19 protein-coding genes are annotated in these 19,625 nt (G+C 39.2%); 5 read left to right on the forward strand and 14 right to left on the reverse strand.

Annotation, left to right across the window (positions count from 1 at the left end; translation table 11 throughout):
* The 3 genes from mrdA to rsfS are packed head-to-tail and all read right to left on the reverse strand — an operon-like array spanning position 1 to position 2,735.
* Entirely contained in the window at positions 1 to 1,896 is a 1,896-nt protein-coding gene (gene mrdA / locus LW139_RS05280; RefSeq protein WP_227336553.1) for a peptidoglycan DD-transpeptidase MrdA, read from the reverse strand.
* Between the two features lie 39 nt (positions 1,897 to 1,935).
* Complete coding sequence (rlmH, locus tag LW139_RS05285; protein ID WP_004246050.1) at positions 1,936 to 2,406, reverse strand: 23S rRNA (pseudouridine(1915)-N(3))-methyltransferase RlmH; 471 nt, start codon at positions 2,404 to 2,406, stop codon at positions 1,936 to 1,938.
* Between the two features lie 2 nt (positions 2,407 to 2,408).
* Positions 2,409 to 2,735, reverse strand: a complete 327-nt coding sequence (rsfS, locus tag LW139_RS05290) for a ribosome silencing factor (RefSeq protein WP_006537732.1) — start codon at positions 2,733 to 2,735, stop codon at positions 2,409 to 2,411.
* A gap of 514 nt (positions 2,736 to 3,249) precedes the next feature.
* Between rsfS and LW139_RS05295 the strand changes: the two genes are divergently transcribed.
* Entirely contained in the window at positions 3,250 to 3,996 is a 747-nt protein-coding gene (locus tag LW139_RS05295) for a YbgA family protein (RefSeq protein WP_247850720.1), read from the forward strand.
* 10 nt (positions 3,997 to 4,006) lie between these two features.
* Here LW139_RS05295 and nadD read toward each other — a convergent pair whose 3' ends face one another.
* From nadD to LW139_RS05335, 8 genes are all read right to left on the reverse strand, one after another.
* Positions 4,007 to 4,678, reverse strand: coding sequence for a nicotinate-nucleotide adenylyltransferase (gene nadD, locus LW139_RS05300; RefSeq protein WP_247850721.1), 672 nt, complete (start codon positions 4,676 to 4,678; stop codon positions 4,007 to 4,009).
* Positions 4,671 to 5,705 carry a DNA polymerase III subunit delta gene (gene holA, locus LW139_RS05305; protein WP_166540946.1) on the reverse strand — a complete coding sequence of 345 codons (1,035 nt, stop codon included), beginning with the start codon at positions 5,703 to 5,705 and terminating at the stop codon, positions 4,671 to 4,673. The genes nadD and holA overlap by 8 nt, the downstream gene beginning before the upstream one ends.
* Positions 5,702 to 6,250 (reverse strand): LPS assembly lipoprotein LptE, encoded by a 549-nt coding sequence (lptE, locus tag LW139_RS05310; RefSeq protein ID WP_109409515.1) that lies wholly within the window; start codon positions 6,248 to 6,250, stop codon positions 5,702 to 5,704. Before lptE ends, holA begins: the two co-directional genes overlap by 4 nt.
* 12 nt (positions 6,251 to 6,262) lie before the next feature.
* Positions 6,263 to 8,845, reverse strand: coding sequence for a leucine--tRNA ligase (leuS, locus tag LW139_RS05315; RefSeq protein ID WP_166540947.1), 2,583 nt, complete (start codon positions 8,843 to 8,845; stop codon positions 6,263 to 6,265).
* A 327-nt stretch (positions 8,846 to 9,172) separates the two neighbouring features.
* Positions 9,173 to 9,898 carry an amino acid ABC transporter ATP-binding protein gene (locus LW139_RS05320; protein ID WP_166540948.1) on the reverse strand — a complete coding sequence of 242 codons (726 nt, stop codon included), beginning with the start codon at positions 9,896 to 9,898 and terminating at the stop codon, positions 9,173 to 9,175.
* Positions 9,899 to 10,573, reverse strand: coding sequence for a glutamate/aspartate ABC transporter permease GltK (gene gltK, locus LW139_RS05325; RefSeq protein WP_072070241.1), 675 nt, complete (start codon positions 10,571 to 10,573; stop codon positions 9,899 to 9,901).
* A complete protein-coding gene (locus LW139_RS05330) occupies positions 10,573 to 11,313 on the reverse strand; it encodes an amino acid ABC transporter permease (RefSeq protein WP_109409518.1) in 741 nt (246 codons plus the stop codon). Before LW139_RS05330 ends, gltK begins: the two co-directional genes overlap by 1 nt.
* Before the next feature lie 114 nt (positions 11,314 to 11,427).
* A complete protein-coding gene (locus LW139_RS05335) occupies positions 11,428 to 12,321 on the reverse strand; it encodes an amino acid ABC transporter substrate-binding protein (protein ID WP_109409519.1) in 894 nt (297 codons plus the stop codon).
* 365 nt (positions 12,322 to 12,686) lie between these two features.
* Here LW139_RS05335 and LW139_RS05340 point away from each other — a divergent pair, with 365 nt between their 5' ends.
* The 4 genes from LW139_RS05340 to LW139_RS05355 all read left to right on the forward strand — a co-directional run bounded on the left by LW139_RS05340 (position 12,687) and on the right by LW139_RS05355 (position 16,435).
* Positions 12,687 to 13,076 carry a metal resistance protein gene (locus tag LW139_RS05340; protein ID WP_109409520.1) on the forward strand — a complete coding sequence of 130 codons (390 nt, stop codon included), beginning with the start codon at positions 12,687 to 12,689 and terminating at the stop codon, positions 13,074 to 13,076.
* Between the two features lie 85 nt (positions 13,077 to 13,161).
* Positions 13,162 to 15,201 carry a protein-disulfide reductase DsbD family protein gene (locus LW139_RS05345; protein WP_247850722.1) on the forward strand — a complete coding sequence of 680 codons (2,040 nt, stop codon included), beginning with the start codon at positions 13,162 to 13,164 and terminating at the stop codon, positions 15,199 to 15,201.
* Positions 15,201 to 15,932, forward strand: coding sequence for a DsbA family protein (locus tag LW139_RS05350; RefSeq protein ID WP_109409522.1), 732 nt, complete (start codon positions 15,201 to 15,203; stop codon positions 15,930 to 15,932). The genes LW139_RS05345 and LW139_RS05350 overlap by 1 nt, the downstream gene beginning before the upstream one ends.
* A complete protein-coding gene (locus LW139_RS05355) occupies positions 15,932 to 16,435 on the forward strand; it encodes a protein disulfide oxidoreductase (protein WP_166540950.1) in 504 nt (167 codons plus the stop codon). The genes LW139_RS05350 and LW139_RS05355 overlap by 1 nt, the downstream gene beginning before the upstream one ends.
* An 8-nt stretch (positions 16,436 to 16,443) precedes the next feature.
* Here LW139_RS05355 and LW139_RS05360 read toward each other — a convergent pair whose 3' ends face one another.
* The 3 genes from LW139_RS05360 to corC form a co-directional block, all read right to left on the reverse strand.
* Positions 16,444 to 17,130: a hypothetical protein gene (locus LW139_RS05360; protein WP_247850723.1), complete on the reverse strand. Its 687-nt coding sequence runs from the start codon at positions 17,128 to 17,130 to the stop codon at positions 16,444 to 16,446.
* A 71-nt stretch (positions 17,131 to 17,201) separates the two neighbouring features.
* A complete protein-coding gene (lnt, locus tag LW139_RS05365; protein WP_166540952.1) occupies positions 17,202 to 18,725 on the reverse strand; it encodes an apolipoprotein N-acyltransferase in 1,524 nt (507 codons plus the stop codon).
* A 7-nt stretch (positions 18,726 to 18,732) separates the two neighbouring features.
* A complete protein-coding gene (gene corC, locus LW139_RS05370) occupies positions 18,733 to 19,614 on the reverse strand; it encodes a CNNM family magnesium/cobalt transport protein CorC (protein ID WP_023581153.1) in 882 nt (293 codons plus the stop codon).
* Positions 19,615 to 19,625 lie beyond the last annotated feature (11 nt).

A 19,625-nucleotide genomic window follows, 5' to 3' on the forward strand; every position in this document is an offset into this window, starting at 1 on the left:
TTATTCCTCTGAACCGCGTGGAGCAGCTGGCGAATCAGGTAACACTGTGTTGTTATCACCTAGGAGAATGTGGTCAAGAATTTGTCTTGTAATATCACCGACAGAAGGGCCAGCACCACCATTTTCTAAAATAATTGCTATAGCAACAGTCGGCTTATCATAAGGCGCAAAGGCAATCATCAGTTTGTGGTCACGAAGATGTTCAGCTAATTGGCTTGCGTTGTATGTTTCATAACTAAACACCTGTGCAGTTCCTGATTTAGCTGCCACTTTATAAGGAGCATCAGCAAAACTTCGACGACCTGTGCCATTAGGGAAGTTAGCCACACCATACATACCATGTTTTGCTAATTCCCAATAGCCAGAGTTAATATCACCAATTTGACGGGTTTCAGTATCAACATAAGGCAACATTTCATTACCTAGTTTCGTACCGTAAAGTAGGTGAGGGGTTTTAACTTGACCATCATTAATCAATGTCATTAACGCTTTTGCCATTTGAATTGGCGTTGCTGTCCAATAACCTTGACCAATTCCGACTGGGATCGTATCACCTTGATACCAAGGTTTTTTATAACGTTGCTGTTTCCACTCGCGCGTTGGCATGATGCCATTACGTTCTTCGGATAGATCAATTCCTGTGTATTCGCCATAGCCAAAGCGCCCCATCCAAGTTGATATACGATCGATTCCCATATCATAAGCAACTTGGTAGAAAAATGTATCCGCAGACTCAACAATGGACTTGGTAACGTTGAGTTTACCATGCCCCCAGCGTTTCCAGTCACGATAGCGTTTTTCAGAGCCTGGAAGTTGCCACCAGCCAGGATCGTGGATAGTCGTATTCGCAGTAATAACCCCTTCACTTAATGCAGCAACAGACATAAAGGGTTTAACCGTTGAGGCTGGTGGATAAAGGCCTTGTGTTGTTCGATTTATTAGCGGTCTATCAGGGTTATTTAGCAATCCTTGATAATCAGTATTAGAAATACCGCCCACAAATAAGTTCGGATCGTAACTTGGATTTGAGACAAGGGCTAAAATTTCACCATTACGAGGATCAGTCACTACAACAGCAGCTCGGCTTGTGGTGAGTAATGTTTCAATATAGGTCTGTAATTCAAGATCAACGGTAAGGTAAATATCTTTACCTGCTTGTGGCGGTTGTTCATGTAATTGGCGAATAACGCGACCACGGCTATTGACTTCAACTTCTTCATAGCCAGTTGTTCCGTGTAATACAGACTCATAATAACGTTCAATACCTAATTTACCGATATCATGAGTAGCGGCGTAATTAGGTGATAAACCTTCTTTATCAAGGCGTTCAACATCTTTATCGTTAATTTTTGCAACATAACCAATTACATGTGTTAATGCTGAGCCATAAGGATAATAACGGCGTTGATAACCTTTGATTTCTAAGCCCGGATAACGATATTGATTGATAGCAAAACGCGCAACTTGCACTTGGCTAAGTGTAGTTTTTAAGGGAATAGAGCTAAATCGACGAGAGCGCTTACGCTCTTTTTCAAAAGCTGTGATATCTTCATCAGTTAAGTCAACAACTTCTCTCAAACTTTCAAGCGTTTCTTGTAAGTTTGTTACCTTTTCAGGTACGACTTCTAACTGGTAGATAGTACGATTGAGCGCAAGAGGGATCCCTTTGCGATCGTAAATAATGCCACGACTAGGTGCAATTGGGACGAGTTTAATTCGGTTATCATTTGAACGTGTTTGATAATCGTCATGGCGAGCGATTTGTAAGTGATTGAGGTTAAAAACCAAAACACCACTTAATATAATAATTACTGAAAATGCGACGATCACACGGCGGATAAACAATTTTGATTCCGCAGTATAATCTCGAAACGGGGTACGTTTTTTTCTCTTCATCCCATTTGACTTCACTTACTGACCCGCCAATTTTATTGATTATTCACGATGATAAGGATGGTTTGTCGTAATACTCCATGCTCGATAAAGACTTTCTGCAACTACGACACGAACAAGGGGGTGTGGCATTGTTAAAGGAGATAAAGACCAGCTTTGTTCAGCTGCAGCTTTACAAGCAGGCGCTAACCCTTCAGGGCCACCAATTAATAAGCTGACATTTCTACCATCAAGCTTCCATCGATCAAGTTGTTCTGCAAGTTTTGGCGTATCCCAGCGAGCGCCAGGAATATCAAGAGTAACAATACGATTCCCTTTACCAACAGCTGCTAACATTTGTTCGCCTTCTTTTTCGAGAATTCGTTTAATATCGGCATTCTTTCCGCGTTTACCTGCGGGTATCTCAATAAGTTCTAAAGGCATGTCTTTGGGAAATCGATTAAGATAATCCATAAAGCCGGTCTGTATCCAGTCCGGCATTTTTGTACCAACGGCAATGAGCTGTAATTTCAAACTCAGCTCCAGAGTTTTTCAAGTTCGTACATGCGACGGCTATCTTCTTGCATTACGTGTACCATGGCTTCACCAAGATCGACGACAATCCAATCAGAAACACCTTGTCCTTCCACACCTAAAGGTTGTAATCCCGCTTCGCGGCAATCATCAACGAGATTATCTGCCACAGACATAAGATGTCTGCTGGATGTACCTGTGCAAATAATCATGTAATCCGTTACACTTGATTTTCCACGGACATCTAATGCAATGATGTCTTGAGCTTTAGAATCTTCAAGTTTATCAATAATAAATTGTTGTAATTCAGAACCTTGCAAAAGGATCACCTTTAATCTAATGAGTTAATTCAATCGAAAAATACTATACTCGTTATACGTCAGTTTGCAGTATTGTTAACTATGTTTATTTGTACTAGTTACAGACTTTTGTCTGCTTTTAGTGACCAATTTACTTGTCGTTTTACTGCATCTCGATTTATTTAGAGCATGAACGCTATTTTAAAGGAATTTACACCAATAAATCTATTTTACTCGATGAGTAATTCCAGTTAGCGATAACAAGAACATAAACCTCATTCTTTTGTTTTTCGACGTTTGATTTAGAAAAATTCATATATGCCCATTAACTGCGTCATAATCAATAATAAAAAGAAGGCGCATAAGAACTTTTCAGTTAGACGACAGTTTTACCTTACAGTTCCCTTAAGGGAACAGAGGGTGAGAATAACAGCTAAACATCGTCTGTCAATGCTCATCAAACACCTAATTAGGTGTGTTTTTACTTTGTTAGCGTCAGATTATACCGTGTAATGCTTAGACTTTTTAATTGGAGAAAAAAAGAATGGAAAGAAAAGTGAATTATCTCGGGATATCTTCAGAAATTATGAGTAACACCAATCACCAATTACAAGAAAAGTTAGCATTGCTTTGCGATACTGTTCAGGCGGAAAAGATAGGTATTATGCAGATAGAGGCTCAAAATAGAGATAACCTGTTACCACTTTATGGTTATGTTGGAAAAAAAGGAGACCGCCTTACCTCACCCTTGAATTTTGCTTTACCTCAATTAAATATTGATCAACTTTTACAGCCTATTGTTCTTGACCATTTTCTTACCCAATTTTTCACACTGTTTGATTATCAACAACAGGTTTATCAATCATTAACTAAAGGGGCTTTAGTTAAATTTCATAGCCGATACAAATATTTAATTATGGCTTATTCACTTGTGGCTTATCGAGAGTTGGGGCGTGATATTGCTAATTTTTCTGATGCTATTCCCCTTGGAGAAGTTGCATCGAAATATCAGGAAAAGCTAATGAAGGCATTCAGTGTTGCAGCAAATAGAGAAGGACAAACTAATGCGTTAATGCATATGGCTGGGTATTTTAAGCGAAATCTAAACTCACAACAAAAACAAGAAATGGCACAGACAATTTTACAATATCGTCAAGGTATTGTGCCTTTATCTAAACCTTATGATTTACTCAAATATTGGTTAACTGTTTATCCTGATGAGTATTTGAGTCATCAACGCTATTTTTCGCCTTATCCGTTCACTTTTAATTATTTAAGAGAGCAACTTTAGCCTTAATTCATTATTTATAGAGTTGTTGCTGGCGAATATAGTCTTCAACAGAACTGGGTAGCAAATCATGACAACCAATTCCTGCTTTATGGCGAGCACGAATATCTGTTGCTGAAATATTATAAAGAGGTGTATCAGCCAGAAAAATTTTGCCAGAAGGTAGGTAATGAATATCTTCTTGTTGATTGGTTTGGTGTTTTTTTAGCCATTCCTGCATTTGAGGTGACTCGAAATGAGTTTGATAACCAGGGCGAGCACAAACTAACAAATGGCATATATCTAATAGTTTTTCCCATTGGTGCCACGTATTAATTGAAAGTAATGAATCCTGACCAATAATAAATGCTAAAGGTTGGTTATTACCAATTTCTTGTCTGAAGTCTCTTAATGTCTCAATAGTATAAGAAGGTGTCGGCTTTTCAAGCTCACGAGTATCCACTTTAAATGAAGAATATGGCTCAAGAGCAAGACGTACCATATCCAGACGTTGCTGAGAAGATGCTTCAGGCTGTGGGCGATGAGGGGGAATATTATTGGGTAGCCATACCACTTCTTTTAAGCCAATTAATCCTGAAAGTGCTTCAACTGGACGTAAATGCCCATAATGAATTGGATCAAATGTGCCACCGTATAAGGCGATAGCTTGATTAATTAAAGGTGTAGGATCATTATTTTTAGGCATGACTTACAAATCCTTCTGGTAATGCTTTCCCACAAAGCAATAAGCCTAACGCGCTAAGAGATGGCCAAACAGTTTGACCATAATCTTGTTTAATGGTCATTTCGATACTGGCTAATAACCGTATTGCAGTTAGCAGTTGATGCTCGGATAAACGTTGTAATGCTGCTGTAAAAATTGGACGTCGGTTTTGCCAAATTCGATGTTTATCAAAAATCGTTTTTAAAGCGGCTGTTTTAGACTCTCGGTGTAGCGTAATTAATTGCATTAATTCACGTTGCAACGTTCTGAGTAAAATAACAGGTTCACTATCTTCTCTTTTGAGTTGTTGCAAAATATGCCATGCGCGTTGTGTTTTACCTGCAAGCAATGCATCAACCCAGTGATAAGGGGTAAAATGAGAAGCGTCATTAACGGCTGCTTCTACTCTAGGTAATGTCAATTTACCATCAGGGTAAAGTAGGGAAAGACGCTCTATCGCTTGTGCCAATGCGAGCAAATTACCTTCATAGCAGTAGCAAAGTAGTTGGTTACCTTGTTCATCCAGCGCTAATCCTTTTTGTTTTGCTCGACGAGCAACCCAATTAGGCAATTTATCAAGTTCAGGTGTGAGACAAGAAACATACGTTCCATTCTGGCTTAATGTTTTAAACCATTCACTGTTTTCTTGAGCCTTGGTGAGTTTATTGCCACGTAAAACCAACAATAAATCTTGATGTAACTCTTGAGATAACCTTGTGAGTTTCTCTGACATGGCTGCATTAGGGCCATTTTCAGGCAAATGCAGTAAAAGAGATTGTCTTTGAGAAAAAAGGCTTAGCGATTGACAAAGTGAGTAAATTTCATTCCAGTCCGTATTATTATCAAGAGTAAATTGATAGTGTTCAATAAACCCTTGGGCTTTAGCAACAGATTGGATGGCATCTTGAGACTCTTGGAGCAATAGAGGTTCATTGCCCCAGAGTAGATAACTTTGGCGCAACCCCTCTTGGAGCTGCGCATTCAGTTGTTCTGGATATAAGCGGATCATTTGGCCGGAGAGATTATCTGTTTTGCTTGCTCAGCTTGTGCGGCTTTTTGGCGTTCAGCATTGTGAACAACCAATAATTTACGCACTAATATTGCTGTCGCTTGTTCACGCATTTCTTGTTTGATAATGTCATTTTCAGCATCTTTTGCTAATGCTTCTAATGGGTTATCGAAGAATGGTCGTGAAACCTGTGATGAAATAGGATAAATCGTTCCATCTGGCATAATCACTTGCGCATCTAGCACAAATGTTAGCTGACGTTCTGCTGATTTACCGTCTTGATACACAGAAACGGTCTCTTTACTCTCTGACGAGCCCACAATTTTGAGAATAGGGATATCTGCTGTTGGATTTTCAACAAGCTGAACACCACTAAGTCTGAGTTGTTGGCGCATTACACGAGATAATGGGCCATAAGGGTCACCAGAGCTAAGATAAAGCGTTTTTAATTCTGCTGGAACCTGAGTTTTCCCTTGTAAGTGAAAACCGCAGCCAGCGGTGATTAACACCGCTAAACCGAAAAATAGCGAAAATAGATATCGCACTAGGCCTCCTTATCAGCCAACAACGATGTTCAGTAATTTTCCTGGAACATAAATGACTTTACGAATAGTCACATCTTCCAAGTATTTAGCAACACTGTACTCTTTTGTCGCCATTTCCTGAACATATTCTTTTTCTGAATTAGCCGGAACAGTGACACGACCACGGACTTTACCATTCACTTGAACAATAATCAGTTTAGTGTCATCAATCATAGCTTCTTCATCAGCAACAGGCCATGGCGCAACATCAACGTCTTCTTTTCCACCTAATGCCTGCCACATTACAAAACAAGCGTGAGGAATGATTGGAGAAAGCATACGAACGATGGCTTCTAATGCTTCTTGCATTAATGCACGATCTTGTTCTGTTTCTTGACTTGCACGAGTTAATTTATTCATTAACTCCATGATAGCTGCAATCGCGGTATTGAAAGCTAAACGGCGACCTACGTCATCAGACACTTTTGCGATAGTTTTATGTAAGTCACGGCGTAAATCTTTTTGTTCTTCTGTTAATGCAGACAGATCAAGTGATTGTGCCGATCCTTTTTGAGTGTGCTCATGAACTAAACGCCATAAACGACGTAAGAAACGGTTAGCACCTTCAACACTAGACTCTTGCCATTCAAGTGTTAATTCTGGTGGAGCTGCAAACATCATAAATAAACGGACGGTATCTGCACCATAACGTTCAACCATTGTTTGTGGGTCGATACCGTTATTTTTAGATTTAGACATTTTGCTCATGCCAGCATAAGTCAGTTCATGACCAGCACTGTCCGTCGCTTTAATGATGCGGTTTTTCTCATCACGTTCAACAATAGCTTCAGCAGGAGATACCCAATGACGAGCACCATCTTCGCCTGTGTGATAGAACGCATCAGCTAATACCATCCCTTGGCACAGTAAACGTTTTGCTGGTTCATCAGAGTTCACTAAACCTGAATCACGCATCAGTTTATGGAAGAAGCGGAAATACATTAAGTGCATGATGGCGTGTTCAATACCACCAATATACCAGTCAACAGGTAACCAATAGTTAGCTGCTTTTGGATCTAACATGCCTTTATCGTAATCAGGGCAGGTATAACGAGCGTAATACCAAGATGATTCCATAAAGGTGTCAAAAGTATCTGTCTCACGCAGTGCTGGCTGACCATTAATGGTGGTTTTTGCCCACTCAGGATCGGCTTTAATTGGACTGGTGATCCCATCCATTTTTACATCTTCTGGCAGAATAACAGGCAGTTGATCTTCAGGAACAGGAACAACAGTACCGTCTTCTAAGGTTGCCATTGGAATTGGTGCACCCCAGTAACGTTGACGAGAAACACCCCAGTCACGTAAACGGTAATTAACTTTGCGTTCACCAACACCCATTTGTGCAAGTTTATCTGCAATAGCATTAAAGCCAGCTTGGTTATCTAAACCTGAAAATTCACCAGAATTGATCAGGCTATTTTTCTCGGTTAATGCACCTTCAGATAAGTCAGGTTGATTACCTTCAGCATCAGCAATAACAGCTTTAATAGGTAAGTTATATTTGGTTGCAAATTCCCAGTCACGCTCATCATGACCAGGAACCGCCATCACGGCACCTGTACCGTATTCCATTAAGACAAAGTTAGCGACCCAAATAGCTACTTTTTCTTTAGTTAATGGATGAATGGCATAAAGACCAGTAGCAATCCCTTTTTTCTCCATTGTTGCCATATCGGCTTCTGCCATTTTCATGTTACGGCATTCATCAACGAAGTGTTGAATTTCAGGATTGTTTTGAGCTGCTTTTTGCGCTAATGGATGACCAGCTGCAACGGCCACATAAGTAACACCCATAAAGGTATCAGGACGTGTTGTATAAACCGTCATTTTGTCGTCGCTATCCGCAACATCAAATGTGATTTCGACGCCTTCTGAACGACCGATCCAGTTACGTTGCATGGTTTTAACTTGTTCAGGCCATTCATCTAACGTATCTAAATCGTTTAACAGCTCTTCTGCGTAATCGGTAATTTTGATAAACCACTGTGGAATTTCTTTACGTTCTACTGGGGTATCACAACGCCAGCAACAGCCGTCAATAACTTGTTCGTTAGCTAATACGGTTAAATCATGTGGACACCAGTTAACAGCAGAGGTCTTTTTATAAACTAAGCCTTTCTCATATAACTTAGTAAAGAACCACTGTTCCCAACGATAATATTCAGGTGTACAAGTAGTGACTTCACGATCCCAATCGTAACCAAAACCCAGTTTTTTTAACTGGTTTTTCATGTAATCGATGTTTTCGTAAGTCCATGGTGCTGGAGCGGTTTTATTTTTTACTGCGGCACCTTCTGCTGGTAAACCGAACGCATCCCAACCGATAGGTTGTAAGACGTTTTTACCCAGCATACGTTGATAACGGGAAATCACGTCACCAATGGTGTAGTTGCGGACGTGTCCCATGTGTAGTCGGCCAGAAGGATAAGGTAGCATTGACAGGCAGTAATATTTTTCTTTGTTATTATCTTCTGTCACTTTAAATGTATTGTTCTTTTCCCAGTGTTCCTGGATAGTTTGCTCTATATCTTCGGGACGATATTGTTCTTGCATGGCACCGATAATCCTATGGTGAATTAATGGCTACCGGAGGGTAACCGCTATTATGAAATTAAGTCTTGCATAGCATAGCTGATTTTGTCTAATAGCCACAACTATTGATCTCAATGAAAGCCACTGTTTGCATAACTTTTTCAAGACAATTGCGAGATATCTTGGAACGAGTTAAAACAAAAAGAGAATAAATGCGTGTTTTCTAGAAAAACGTTGGTGATATTGCGAGAAAAGAAGATTGCTTGATATTTGGTTGCGAGGTTTTTCAAAATTATTATTTGAGGCTGACGTGCTAAGAAAGCACGCCAGCAGAGGAGATATAAAGTATTAATGCAAGATTTTAGCTAAGAAATCTTTTGCCCTGTCTGATTTTGGATTATCAAAAAAGTCATTTTTAGGCCTATCTTCCACAATTCGACCTTCATCCATAAAGATAATACGGTCAGCAACTTTTTTAGCAAAACCCATTTCATGGGTTACTACCATCATCGTCATGCCTTCATTTGCAAGCTCTACCATTACATCGAGTACTTCGTTAATCATTTCAGGATCAAGTGCGGATGTAGGTTCATCAAATAACATTGCGATAGGATCCATACATAAAGCTCGAGCAATGGCGACACGCTGTTGTTGACCACCAGAAAGTTGAGCTGGGTATTTGTTCGCATGACTGGATAGACCAACGCGTTCTAATAACTTTAAGCCTTTTTCTTTTGCTGCGCCTTTCTCTCTATTAAGTACTTTAACTTGTGCGAGTGTAAGATTTTCAATAATAGAAAGATGAGGGAAAAGTTCAAAATGTTGGAATACCATACCTACTTTTGCTCGTAATTTAGCAAGATCGGTACGTTTATCATTTACTTTGATTTCATTAACAAGGATCTCACCTTGCTGTATTGGTTCTAGACCATTCACTGTTTTGATCAGTGTCGATTTACCTGAACCAGAAGGCCCACAGACAACAACAACTTCCCCCTTTTTAACTTCAGTGGAACATTCAGTCAGTACTTGAAATTGACCATACCATTTGGATACGTCTTTTAGGGAAATCATCTAGGTAGTCCTTTTTTTAAGAAAGTTCACTAACATTGAAGCTGCGAAGCTAATGACAAAATAAACAAAACCTGCAAAGAGGATCATCTCAACTTGTGTGCCATCGCGTTCACCAATATTTGCCGCCGTTCTGAAAAAGTCAGTGAGACTTAATACATAAACTAAGGACGTATCTTGGAACAAGACAATTCCTTGAGTGAGTAAAAGTGGAACCATGGCTCTAAATGCTTGAGGTAAAATCACTAAGCGCATCGTTTGTGATTTAGTCATTCCTAATGCAAGTGAGGCAGAGAATTGTCCTTTACTAACACTTTGAATACCTGCTCTTATAATTTCAGAGTAGTACGCAGCTTCAAATAATGAGAACGCTATCATTGCTGAAATTAAACGGATATCACTTTTCGGTGAAAGTCCTAGAACATTTTGTAATATGTTAGGCACAATTAAATAAAACCACAGTAATACCATGACTAATGGGATTGAACGAAAGGTATTAACGTAAGCAGCCGCAAACCAACTAATAGGTTTAAACGTAGAAAGGCGCATAACAGCAAGCACCGTTCCCCATAAAATACCAACTACTATAGCGGTGATAGTGATTTTTAAAGTGATTGCCATACCATCGACTAAAAATGGTAGGCTTGGAACAACAGAACTCCAGTCAAATTCGTACATTATTGACCTCCTGTTGTGCCTGGTAAACGCACACGTTTTTCAAGCCAACTCATGATTAACATAATGATGACGTTGATAAAAACATAGGCGAGGGTAATTGCTGTGAATGACTCATACGCTTTCGCTGAATAATCGAGTAGCTTGTTTGCTTGTGCCGCCATATCAATTAACCCGATAGTGGAAGCAATCGCTGAGTTTTTTACGAGATTAAGCATTTCGGAGGTCATTGGTGGAATAATGACACGGTAAGCGTTGGGTAATAAAACATAACGATAGGTTTGAGGTAAAGTTAAACCCAAGGCAAGTCCAGCAGCTTTTTGCCCACGGGGTAATGAATTAATTGCAGCTCTGACTTGTTCGCACATACGTGCTGCAGTAAACAAACCTAAACAGAGTGCTGAAGAGACAAAAAACTGTACATTTGGCGCTAAGTCCATTTTAAACCAGTCGCCAATAGATTGAGGTAATAGTTCAGGAATAACTAAATACCATGTAAAGAATTGAACAATAAGTGGTACGTTTCGGAATAACTCAACATAAATTGTACCTAAGCTCGAAAGCCAACGATTAGGTACAGTACGCAAAATTCCGAATAAAGAACCAACAAGAAAGGCAATAACCCAAGCGCATAAAGATAAGGCAATGGTGACTTGGAAGCCTGAAATCAGCCATCCTAAGTATGTGGTGTTTCCGAAAGGAGCTTCTTGGAAGAATATCCCCCAATCCCAATCAATCGACATGATTTCACCTCCGGTGAAAAATAGGGGCAGGGAACGACTGCCCCAAACTTCACTGATCTGTCTGTCCAACAGATACTTTATAATTATTTGTTTGCATCAACTTCGTATGTATTTTTAATTCAATGCTTTATCATTTGGTGATGCAAATAAGGCTTTCATTTCATCAGAGATAGTGAATTCTAGGTTAAGGTTTTTAGGTGGAATAGGGGCATTGAACCAGCGATTGAAGGATTTTTCTGCTTCGCCTGATTTTTGTGCGTTAGCGATAGTTTCATCGATTAATGCTTTGAATTGAGCATCGTCTTTACGCAACATACAACCATAGGCTTCTTCAGATTGTGGGGTTCCTACAATTTCCCACTGACCTGGTTTTTTCGCTTTAGCGCGTTCACCAGCAAGTAATGCATCATCCATCATAAAAGCGACAGCACGACCTGATTCAAGTGTACGGAATGAGTCTCCATGATCTTTTGCGCTGATAATGCGCATATTCATTTTTTTCTCATCGTTAAGTTTGTTGAGTAACATTTCAGATGTTGTTCCTGATGTTACGACTACGTTTTTACCGGATAGATCAGAGAAGTCTTTTATTCCACCGTCTTTTTTCGCCAGTAAACGTGTACCTACGATAAAAATAGTATTAGAGAAACTAGCTTGTTGCTGACGAGCTTCATTATTGGTTGTTGAGCCACATTCAAAATCAAATGTACCATTTTGTAATAATGGAATGCGATTCTGAGATGTAATAGGGATCAGGCGAACTTGCAGATTAGGTTTGCCTATTTTGTCTTTTACTGCTTGTACAATCAGATTGGAATAGTCTTGAGAATAACCAACCACTTTTTGTTGGTTGTCATAGTAAGAGAAAGGAACAGAGGATTCCCGATGTCCAACAATAATAATATCGTTGTCGTTGATTTTTTTTAAGGTTCCAGTGAGTTCTTCTGCCTGCACAGCTCCTGCAGCCCCTAAAATCATTAATGATAATGCTAGTTTACGCATGCGCATAATAACTCCTGTCGTGGTGATAAATGATATTTGTGATTTGCCTTGTGTTGCTTTTTTGTTTTAATTTGTTTTGATAATGTTAATAGATAGAACAAATAACATACCGTTGGGAAGTGTAATTTGTGAAATACGAGAGGTATCTCTCAATAAAAGAATGAAATCAAATGTGGTTGATTATTTTTTTGGAAGTTGTTTTCAATATTTAAAATTATTGTAGTAGAAACCTTACGGAAATAAAGGTTAAAGATGAAAAATTGAGATAATAGTAAAAATAAAATAAGTAGGGATTTGTAAAGTTTGTCTTAAGGAGTTGTTTGTCTGTGGATTACCGTTAAGATAGCGGGTCATATTGATGAGGAACATCTATGAGTAATTGGCGGTCAGGTCGCTGGCTAGTGGTGATAACAGTTTTGCTGATCTTGTGTTGCATTGTTCAGCGTTCATTAGGTGCCCACGTCATTAGTGAGCGCTTAGCGACGGCTGTTTCTCAAACTCAATATCCACTATCAACACCGATTACTGATGAGAATAGCGCAACAGAACATACTTATTCACTCTCTACCTGTGAATTAAGTGCTAAATCATTATTATCTGTTCCTCCACTAACAATAGAGCCTTTTTTCCATTCGTGGGCTGTACTATTACTGTTAAGTATGGCCGCTATCTATGTTTCGCGTCAGCGTAGCCAGAAAAAACACCATCATCCACCTCCTCCGATAAGACTTCACCTTCATTATTGTATTTTGAGGGATTAGAAATTTCCTTTTAGCTAAAAATTTGCACGTCTATCTTTGGGCGTAGCTTTGTGTGTAGCGTTGTAGGAATTTTTAGGGAGTTGTTATGTTTCGTTCTTTTGTTATGGCGTTGGTATTAACGCTATTTACGTTATCTACATCTCAAGCAGCAGATACAGGTTGGTTAACCATGCCTGATAATTCTCACGCACAAGTTAGGGCGACAGCACAAAAGTCACCAACAGGCGATGTGAAAATGTTACTTGAAGTGCAACTTGAGTCTGGATGGAAAACTTACTGGCGCTCACCAGGAGAAGGTGGTGTTGCACCTGAAATTAATTGGTCACAAGATGTGAGTACAATGGTATGGCATTGGCCGTCACCTTCTGCTTTTGATGTCGCAGGTATTCACACTCAAGGCTATGACAAGCAAGTTGTTTTTCCGATTGAATTAACCTCTGTTGATGCGGATCGTTTAACAGGCGTTTTAACGTTATCAACATGCAGTAATGTCTGTATTTTGACTGACTACACTTTAGACTTGGATCTTACAGAGCCAGCACCTGCTGATTTTGAATGGCAATATAGTCAGGCGATGGCAAAAATCCCAGTTGGCACAGGACTTATCTCCTCGGTTTCTTCTGATTATAACGATAGCCAGCTCACTATCTCTTTACAAAAAGAGCAAGGTTCGTGGGTTAAACCTAATATTTATCTCGATCCTCCCGAAGGTATGCTTTATGGTATTCCGCATTTAAATCATAAAGATAATAATTTATTTGTCACTGTTGATGTAACTGATGACTGGGGTGATGCTGCGGGTGATATTTCGGGTAAAGCACTCTCATTTGTTATTACTGACCAAGATTTCTCTCGTCAAGTTAATGACACAATAGGACTGGGGAAAACAGGTATTGCTCCTCCATCTCATTCAAGTGTTGGATTATGGAGTATTCTAGCTTTTGCGCTATTAGGTGGATTGATCTTAAATTTAATGCCTTGCGTATTACCTGTACTCGCGATGAAGTTGGGTTCGATTTTACACCTTGAAAATCGAGATAAAGGGGTTATTCGTAAGCAATTTTCGGTGTCTGTTTTAGGTATTTTAGTTTCTTTTTGGGCATTAGCTCTATTTATGACGGGTTTACGCTATAGCCAAGAAGCCTTAGGTTGGGGAATACAGTTTCAAAGCCCCTGGTTTATTGGATTTATGGTGTTAGTGACGGCTATTTTTACCGCTAATTTATTTGGTCTATTTGAGTTACGTTTAAGTAGCAATATGAATACTAAAATGGCAACGGCTGGTGGGCAGGGATATGGTCGTCATTTTTGGGAAGGTGCTTTTGCTACTTTACTTGCTACCCCTTGTTCTGCACCATTTTTAGGTACCGCAGTCGCTTATGCTTTGATTGCTCCGTTAAGTGAGTTATGGCTTATTTTTACTGCATTAGGGATAGGAATGAGTTTGCCTTGGATCTTAGTGGCAATATTTCCATCTGTTGCAAAAGTGCTACCAAAACCCGGTAAATGGATGAATCGCCTAAGAGTTGTTTTAGGTTTTATGATGCTATTGTCTAGCATTTGGCTTATTACACTTTTAATTCCTCATTTTGGGATGGCAATTGTTGCTGGCATTTTTATTGTTATTACTTTGCTTTTATTACTCGCAATTACACGGCACTATGGCAAAAAAACGGCTCTTATTTCTACTGTAATTGCCTTATTTTTGGCGGGAAGTACTTATTTATTTGTTGCTCAACCAGAAAGCCATACACTTGCAGGTCAAGACACGGTAAATTGGCAACCTTTATCTGAAGAAGCAATACATCAAGCCTTGGCTGATAATAAACGTGTGTTTGTTGATGTCACGGCAGATTGGTGTGTGACCTGCAAAGCAAACAAATACAATGTATTATTGCGAGAAGATATTCAGGCTGCACTGTCAGCACCTGATGTTGTTGCATTAAGAGGGGATTGGACTAAACCCTCTGATAAGATCACTCAGTTTTTAAAACAACGTGGTCAAGTTGCTGTACCTTTTAACCAAGTTTATGGACCTTGCCATAAAGATGGCGTGGTTTTACCCCCTCTTTTAAATAAAGATTCAACATTGACTGTTCTTTCAGAGGCTAAAGGAGCCCAATAATGAAAAAAACACTTTCTGCACTGGTTATTTCGTCATTACTTTTTGGTGCAAATGTGCAAGCCGCGGCATTAAGTGCTGATCAGGAAAAAGAAGTTCGCGCGCTGGTTCGTGATACATTAATCAAAAATCCAGAAATTCTGGAAGAAGCAATCACTGCATTACAAGCACAAAAAGCCGATGAGCAACAAGCACAATTTCGTACTGCATTAAAGGCAGAACACGACGCATTATATAACGATGCAGCAAGCCCTCGTATTGGTGCAAAAGACGCGAAGTTAGTGTTAGTTTCTTTTACTGATTATAACTGCCCATACTGCAAACGTTTCGACCCATTATTAGAACAAATCACAAAAGATTATCCAGAAGTAGCTGTGGTAATTAAACCATTACCATTTAAAGGCGAAAGTTCGGCCAAAGCTTCCCAAGCTGTGCTTTCTGTATGGAAAGAAGATCCAAAAGCGTTCTTAGCGTTACATCAACGTTTAATGCAGAAGAAAACAATGCTAGATAATGCAAGTATTGATGATGCAATGAAAACTACCAATACAAGCAAAGTAAAATTAACGGATGACAGCTTAAAAGCGTTACAAAATAACCTAGATCTTTCTCGTAAATTAGGTATTCAAGGTACACCTGCAACTGTTGTTGGCGATATGGTTATCCCAGGCGCCGTTGATTATGCTCAGCTAGAAGTGATTGTGAAAGAGCAACTGGCTAAAGTGAAAAAATAATGCGTAGTCGCTTACGAAAGTGGAGTAAAGAACTTATTGTTCTGGTGGTCATTTTCGGTATAGCCTCTTTCGCGATGGATTGGTGGCGACAACCTACGCCACCTTCTTTAACGAATTTACCTGAACTTTATACTGTTGATAATAAAGTTGTTTCATTAACAGAATTGAGTGCTGAAAAACCCTTATTAATCTATTTTTGGGCAACATGGTGTGGTGTTTGTAAACTAACAACACCCGCAGTAAATTCGTTAGCGCAAGATGGGTATAACGTGACATCAGTTGCGATCCGTTCTGGTGATAATGCAAAACTCGCACGTGGTATTCAGTCTAAAGAACTGGTCTTTCCTGTAATAAATGATAATCGAGGCGATATTTCTCAGCAGTGGGAAATTAGTGCAACACCTTCATTTGTTATTGTTTATAAAGGGGAAATGGTGGGCTTTACGAGTGGTTGGTCATCCTCATGGGGATTGAAACTACGTTTATGGTGGGCTTCTTTTTAAATCAGTTATCAGAATTTTAGTAAAGAAAAAATGATACCGGGTAAGCTGGCAATAAAGTAGATCACCTCATAAATAACATTTTTACGTCTACGCTCAATTTTTGCTTCTTGAGTGTTTTGAGCTATTAACACTTTTTCATTGGCAATACGTTTTGAAGTATTAATATGTATCGGCACAATATTAATAGGGATAGCGGTTTGATTATTTTTATTTACAGGTGTTAATTGGGCTAATGTCCAACCATATTGATGTTGTTTATTTCCGAACGCATTTTGCTCAATAACATAACCGTAATAATCTTTACGAAAACCTTTTTCTTCGTTATCACTGGAAATCTTATGAGCATATTGCCAATAAGATTGAATATCGGCTGATGAATGAATTAATTGAGATAGTGCTGGTGGTTCAAGTAAGGAGACATTAAGGCGTTTAGATTCAACCTCTTGTTTTTGTTGAATATTAATCGCAGTTTTCCAATGCACAGGTACAATGGTTTTATCTTCAATAAGTTGATTAATTGACTCTGGGTGTTTTGATAATACCCAGCCAAATTCATGTTGTTGCCGATTGAACATTTGGCGTTGGATCCATTTATTTTCTTTATCTGTACGGAAACCCTTTGTTTCATTATCTGTTGATATTTTTTTAGCTCTTTGCCAAATAATATCGAGAATATATTCAGGGTAATGTTCCATGATAAAGCCCTTTTATTAGAGAAAGCCCAACCTAATTAATATTAACTTAATAAGGTTGGGCTTTATTCATTTTAATTACGGCGTTTAATAAAGGCGATAATAAAAAATAATCCAACCAGTATCCACAATGGTGTATTACCCCATTTATAATAAGGGGTTAATCCTGTTGTTGGTGTCATTTTTTCCGCTAAAGCACCTTTTTCAAATTGAGGAAGTTGAGAAATTACATCACCGTTGGCGGCAATAAAGGCTGTAATACCATTATTTGTCGAACGTAATAATGGTCTTCCTAACTCAAGAGAGCGCATTCTCGCCATTTGAAAATGCTGCCAAGGGCCGATTGAATTGCCAAACCACGCATCATTAGAAATCGTTAATAAGAATCGTGTATCAGGTTTGAAATTAGCACGAACTTGCTCACCTAAAATAATTTCATAGCAGATAGCCGCGGTAATTTTGGCATCATTGATAGTCAGTTGAGGTTGTACATATTCGCCTTGGCTTAATGATGACATCGGTAAATTAAAGAAAGGTGCCAGTGGGCGTAATAGTGATTCTAATGGTACATATTCACCAAAAGGAACAAGGTGATGTTTATTATAGCGATCTGTGGCTGGATATTGATAAGCATAGTGTTCACCTAATGTGATGACACTATTATAGAAACGATAACCTTCTAATGTCGGCCGAGCATCAATAATTCCTGTCATTAAATGAGTATCTTGCTCTCTCAATTGCTTATCAAGCTCAGCTAAAAAGCCTTGCTGTTGAATTTCAATATCAGGGATCGCCGATTCAGGCCAAATAATAAGATTTGCATTACCAATAAAAGGACGGCTTAAAGTGAGATAGGTTTTTAGTGTACTTTCTAATGTACCGGGTTCCCATTTTAATGATTGCGCAATATTCCCCTGAACAAGTGCTATCTCTTGTGTTTCATCTGGTAATGGTTGATACCACTGATAAGATTTAAAGCTGATAGGCAGCACCAATAATAGGAGTGCTGCAACAAGGCTATAAATTGATTTTCGAAAGAGAGCAAATGCGATAAGGCCACTGATAACAGTCAGTAGCAACGTTATCATTGTGACACCAAAAATAGGTGCAATACCTTTTAATGGGCCGTCAATTTGGCTATAACCAAATTGTAACCATGGGAAACCCGATAATACCCAACCTCTTAAGAATTCTGTAATTTGCCATAGTGCGGGTGCAGCAAAAACAAATCGCCATAGAGTCGGGTTTGGGAAAAACTTATTTAATAAGCCGGCAAAAAGTAGGGTATAGAGTGATAAATAAAGTGCTAATAAAATCACTAAAAAGATATTTATTGCAAATGGCATACCGCCAAAATCAGCAATGCTGACATAAACCCAATTTACACCGGTGCCGAATAATCCAAAGCCCCAAGCAAAGCCAAGAAATGCACCTTGTCGGGTTGTACGTTGCGTGATTATCAGTAATAGGCCCAGCAGTGAAATTAAGGCCGCAGGCCAAAAGTTAAAAGGCGAAAACGCGAAGGTGCCGATAGCACCGAAAAAAACCGCCAGAAGGGCGCGAACCCACTGGCGGTTTAAGAAAGAGGTATTATTCATTTAGATCCTATGCATCATTACCTAGTTCAGGAATGGGCGCATCATCTGGGATATGCACATAAACCTGAATGATCTTACGGCTATCTGCCATAACAACTTTAAATTGGTAATTATCAATGGTAATAGTTTCACCACGAGCAGGAAGATGACCAAAGGCTTGCATAACTAAACCGCCAATAGTATCAACTTCTTCATCGCTGAAATGTGTACCGAACGCTTCATTGAAATCTTCTATCTGGGTTAAAGCTCGAACTGAGTAAGCATGGCGACTCAGTGGACGAATATCAATATCATCCTCATCGTCATACTCATCTTCAATTTCGCCTACGATAAGTTCTAGAATATCTTCAATTGTGACAAGCCCTGATACACCTCCAAATTCATCAATCACAATTGCCATATGATAGCGTTGTGAGCGGAATTCTTTTAATAGGCGATCGACCCGTTTACTTTCAGGTACAACAACCGCTGAACGTAAGACTTTATCCATACTAAATGGCTCTGCGTCAGTACGCATAAATGGCAGTAAATCTTTTGCCATTAATAAGCCTTCAATATGATCTTTGTCTTCGCTGATGACTGGGAAACGGGAATGTGCTGAATCAATAATTACATCTAAACATTCATCAAGAGTTTGATTACGTTTTAGTGTAACGATTTGGGAGCGTGGGATCATAATATCCCGAACACGTTGTTCAGCAATATCCATTACCCCTTCAAGCATGTCGCGGGTATCAGGATCAATTAATTCTTTCTGTTCAGAATCGCGGATAAGCTCCATCAGATCATCACGGTTTTTAGGTTCACCGTGGAACCACTGATTAAGCAGTGTGAGAAACCCTTTCTTAGGACCAGGGTTATCGTTACTCGAAGATTGGTCGTCGCTCATGGCGTTTTAAC

It is taken from the genome of Proteus vulgaris (assembly GCF_023100685.1).
Taxonomy (GTDB): domain Bacteria; phylum Pseudomonadota; class Gammaproteobacteria; order Enterobacterales; family Enterobacteriaceae; genus Proteus.

What these genes read in the sequence shown, in the direction of transcription:
- mrdA (WP_227336553.1), bottom strand. Translation starts at nt 1,896, where the DNA reads ATGAAGAGAAAAAAACGTACCCCGTTTCGAGATTATACTGCGGAATCA.
- LW139_RS05295 (WP_247850720.1), top strand. Translation starts at nt 3,250, where the DNA reads ATGGAAAGAAAAGTGAATTATCTCGGGATATCTTCAGAAATTATGAGT.
- nadD (WP_247850721.1), bottom strand. Translation starts at nt 4,678, where the DNA reads ATGCCTAAAAATAATGATCCTACACCTTTAATTAATCAAGCTATCGCC.
- holA (WP_166540946.1), bottom strand. Translation starts at nt 5,705, where the DNA reads ATGATCCGCTTATATCCAGAACAACTGAATGCGCAGCTCCAAGAGGGG.
- leuS (WP_166540947.1), bottom strand. Translation starts at nt 8,845, where the DNA reads ATGCAAGAACAATATCGTCCCGAAGATATAGAGCAAACTATCCAGGAA.
- LW139_RS05320 (WP_166540948.1), bottom strand. Translation starts at nt 9,898, where the DNA reads ATGATTTCCCTAAAAGACGTATCCAAATGGTATGGTCAATTTCAAGTA.
- gltK (WP_072070241.1), bottom strand. Translation starts at nt 10,573, where the DNA reads ATGTACGAATTTGACTGGAGTTCTGTTGTTCCAAGCCTACCATTTTTA.
- LW139_RS05330 (WP_109409518.1), bottom strand. Translation starts at nt 11,313, where the DNA reads ATGTCGATTGATTGGGATTGGGGGATATTCTTCCAAGAAGCTCCTTTC.
- LW139_RS05335 (WP_109409519.1), bottom strand. Translation starts at nt 12,321, where the DNA reads ATGCGCATGCGTAAACTAGCATTATCATTAATGATTTTAGGGGCTGCA.
- LW139_RS05340 (WP_109409520.1), top strand. Translation starts at nt 12,687, where the DNA reads ATGAGTAATTGGCGGTCAGGTCGCTGGCTAGTGGTGATAACAGTTTTG.
- LW139_RS05345 (WP_247850722.1), top strand. Translation starts at nt 13,162, where the DNA reads ATGTTTCGTTCTTTTGTTATGGCGTTGGTATTAACGCTATTTACGTTA.
- LW139_RS05350 (WP_109409522.1), top strand. Translation starts at nt 15,201, where the DNA reads ATGAAAAAAACACTTTCTGCACTGGTTATTTCGTCATTACTTTTTGGT.
- LW139_RS05355 (WP_166540950.1), top strand. Translation starts at nt 15,932, where the DNA reads ATGCGTAGTCGCTTACGAAAGTGGAGTAAAGAACTTATTGTTCTGGTG.
- LW139_RS05360 (WP_247850723.1), bottom strand. Translation starts at nt 17,130, where the DNA reads ATGGAACATTACCCTGAATATATTCTCGATATTATTTGGCAAAGAGCT.
- lnt (WP_166540952.1), bottom strand. Translation starts at nt 18,725, where the DNA reads ATGAATAATACCTCTTTCTTAAACCGCCAGTGGGTTCGCGCCCTTCTG.
- corC (WP_023581153.1), bottom strand. Translation starts at nt 19,614, where the DNA reads ATGAGCGACGACCAATCTTCGAGTAACGATAACCCTGGTCCTAAGAAA.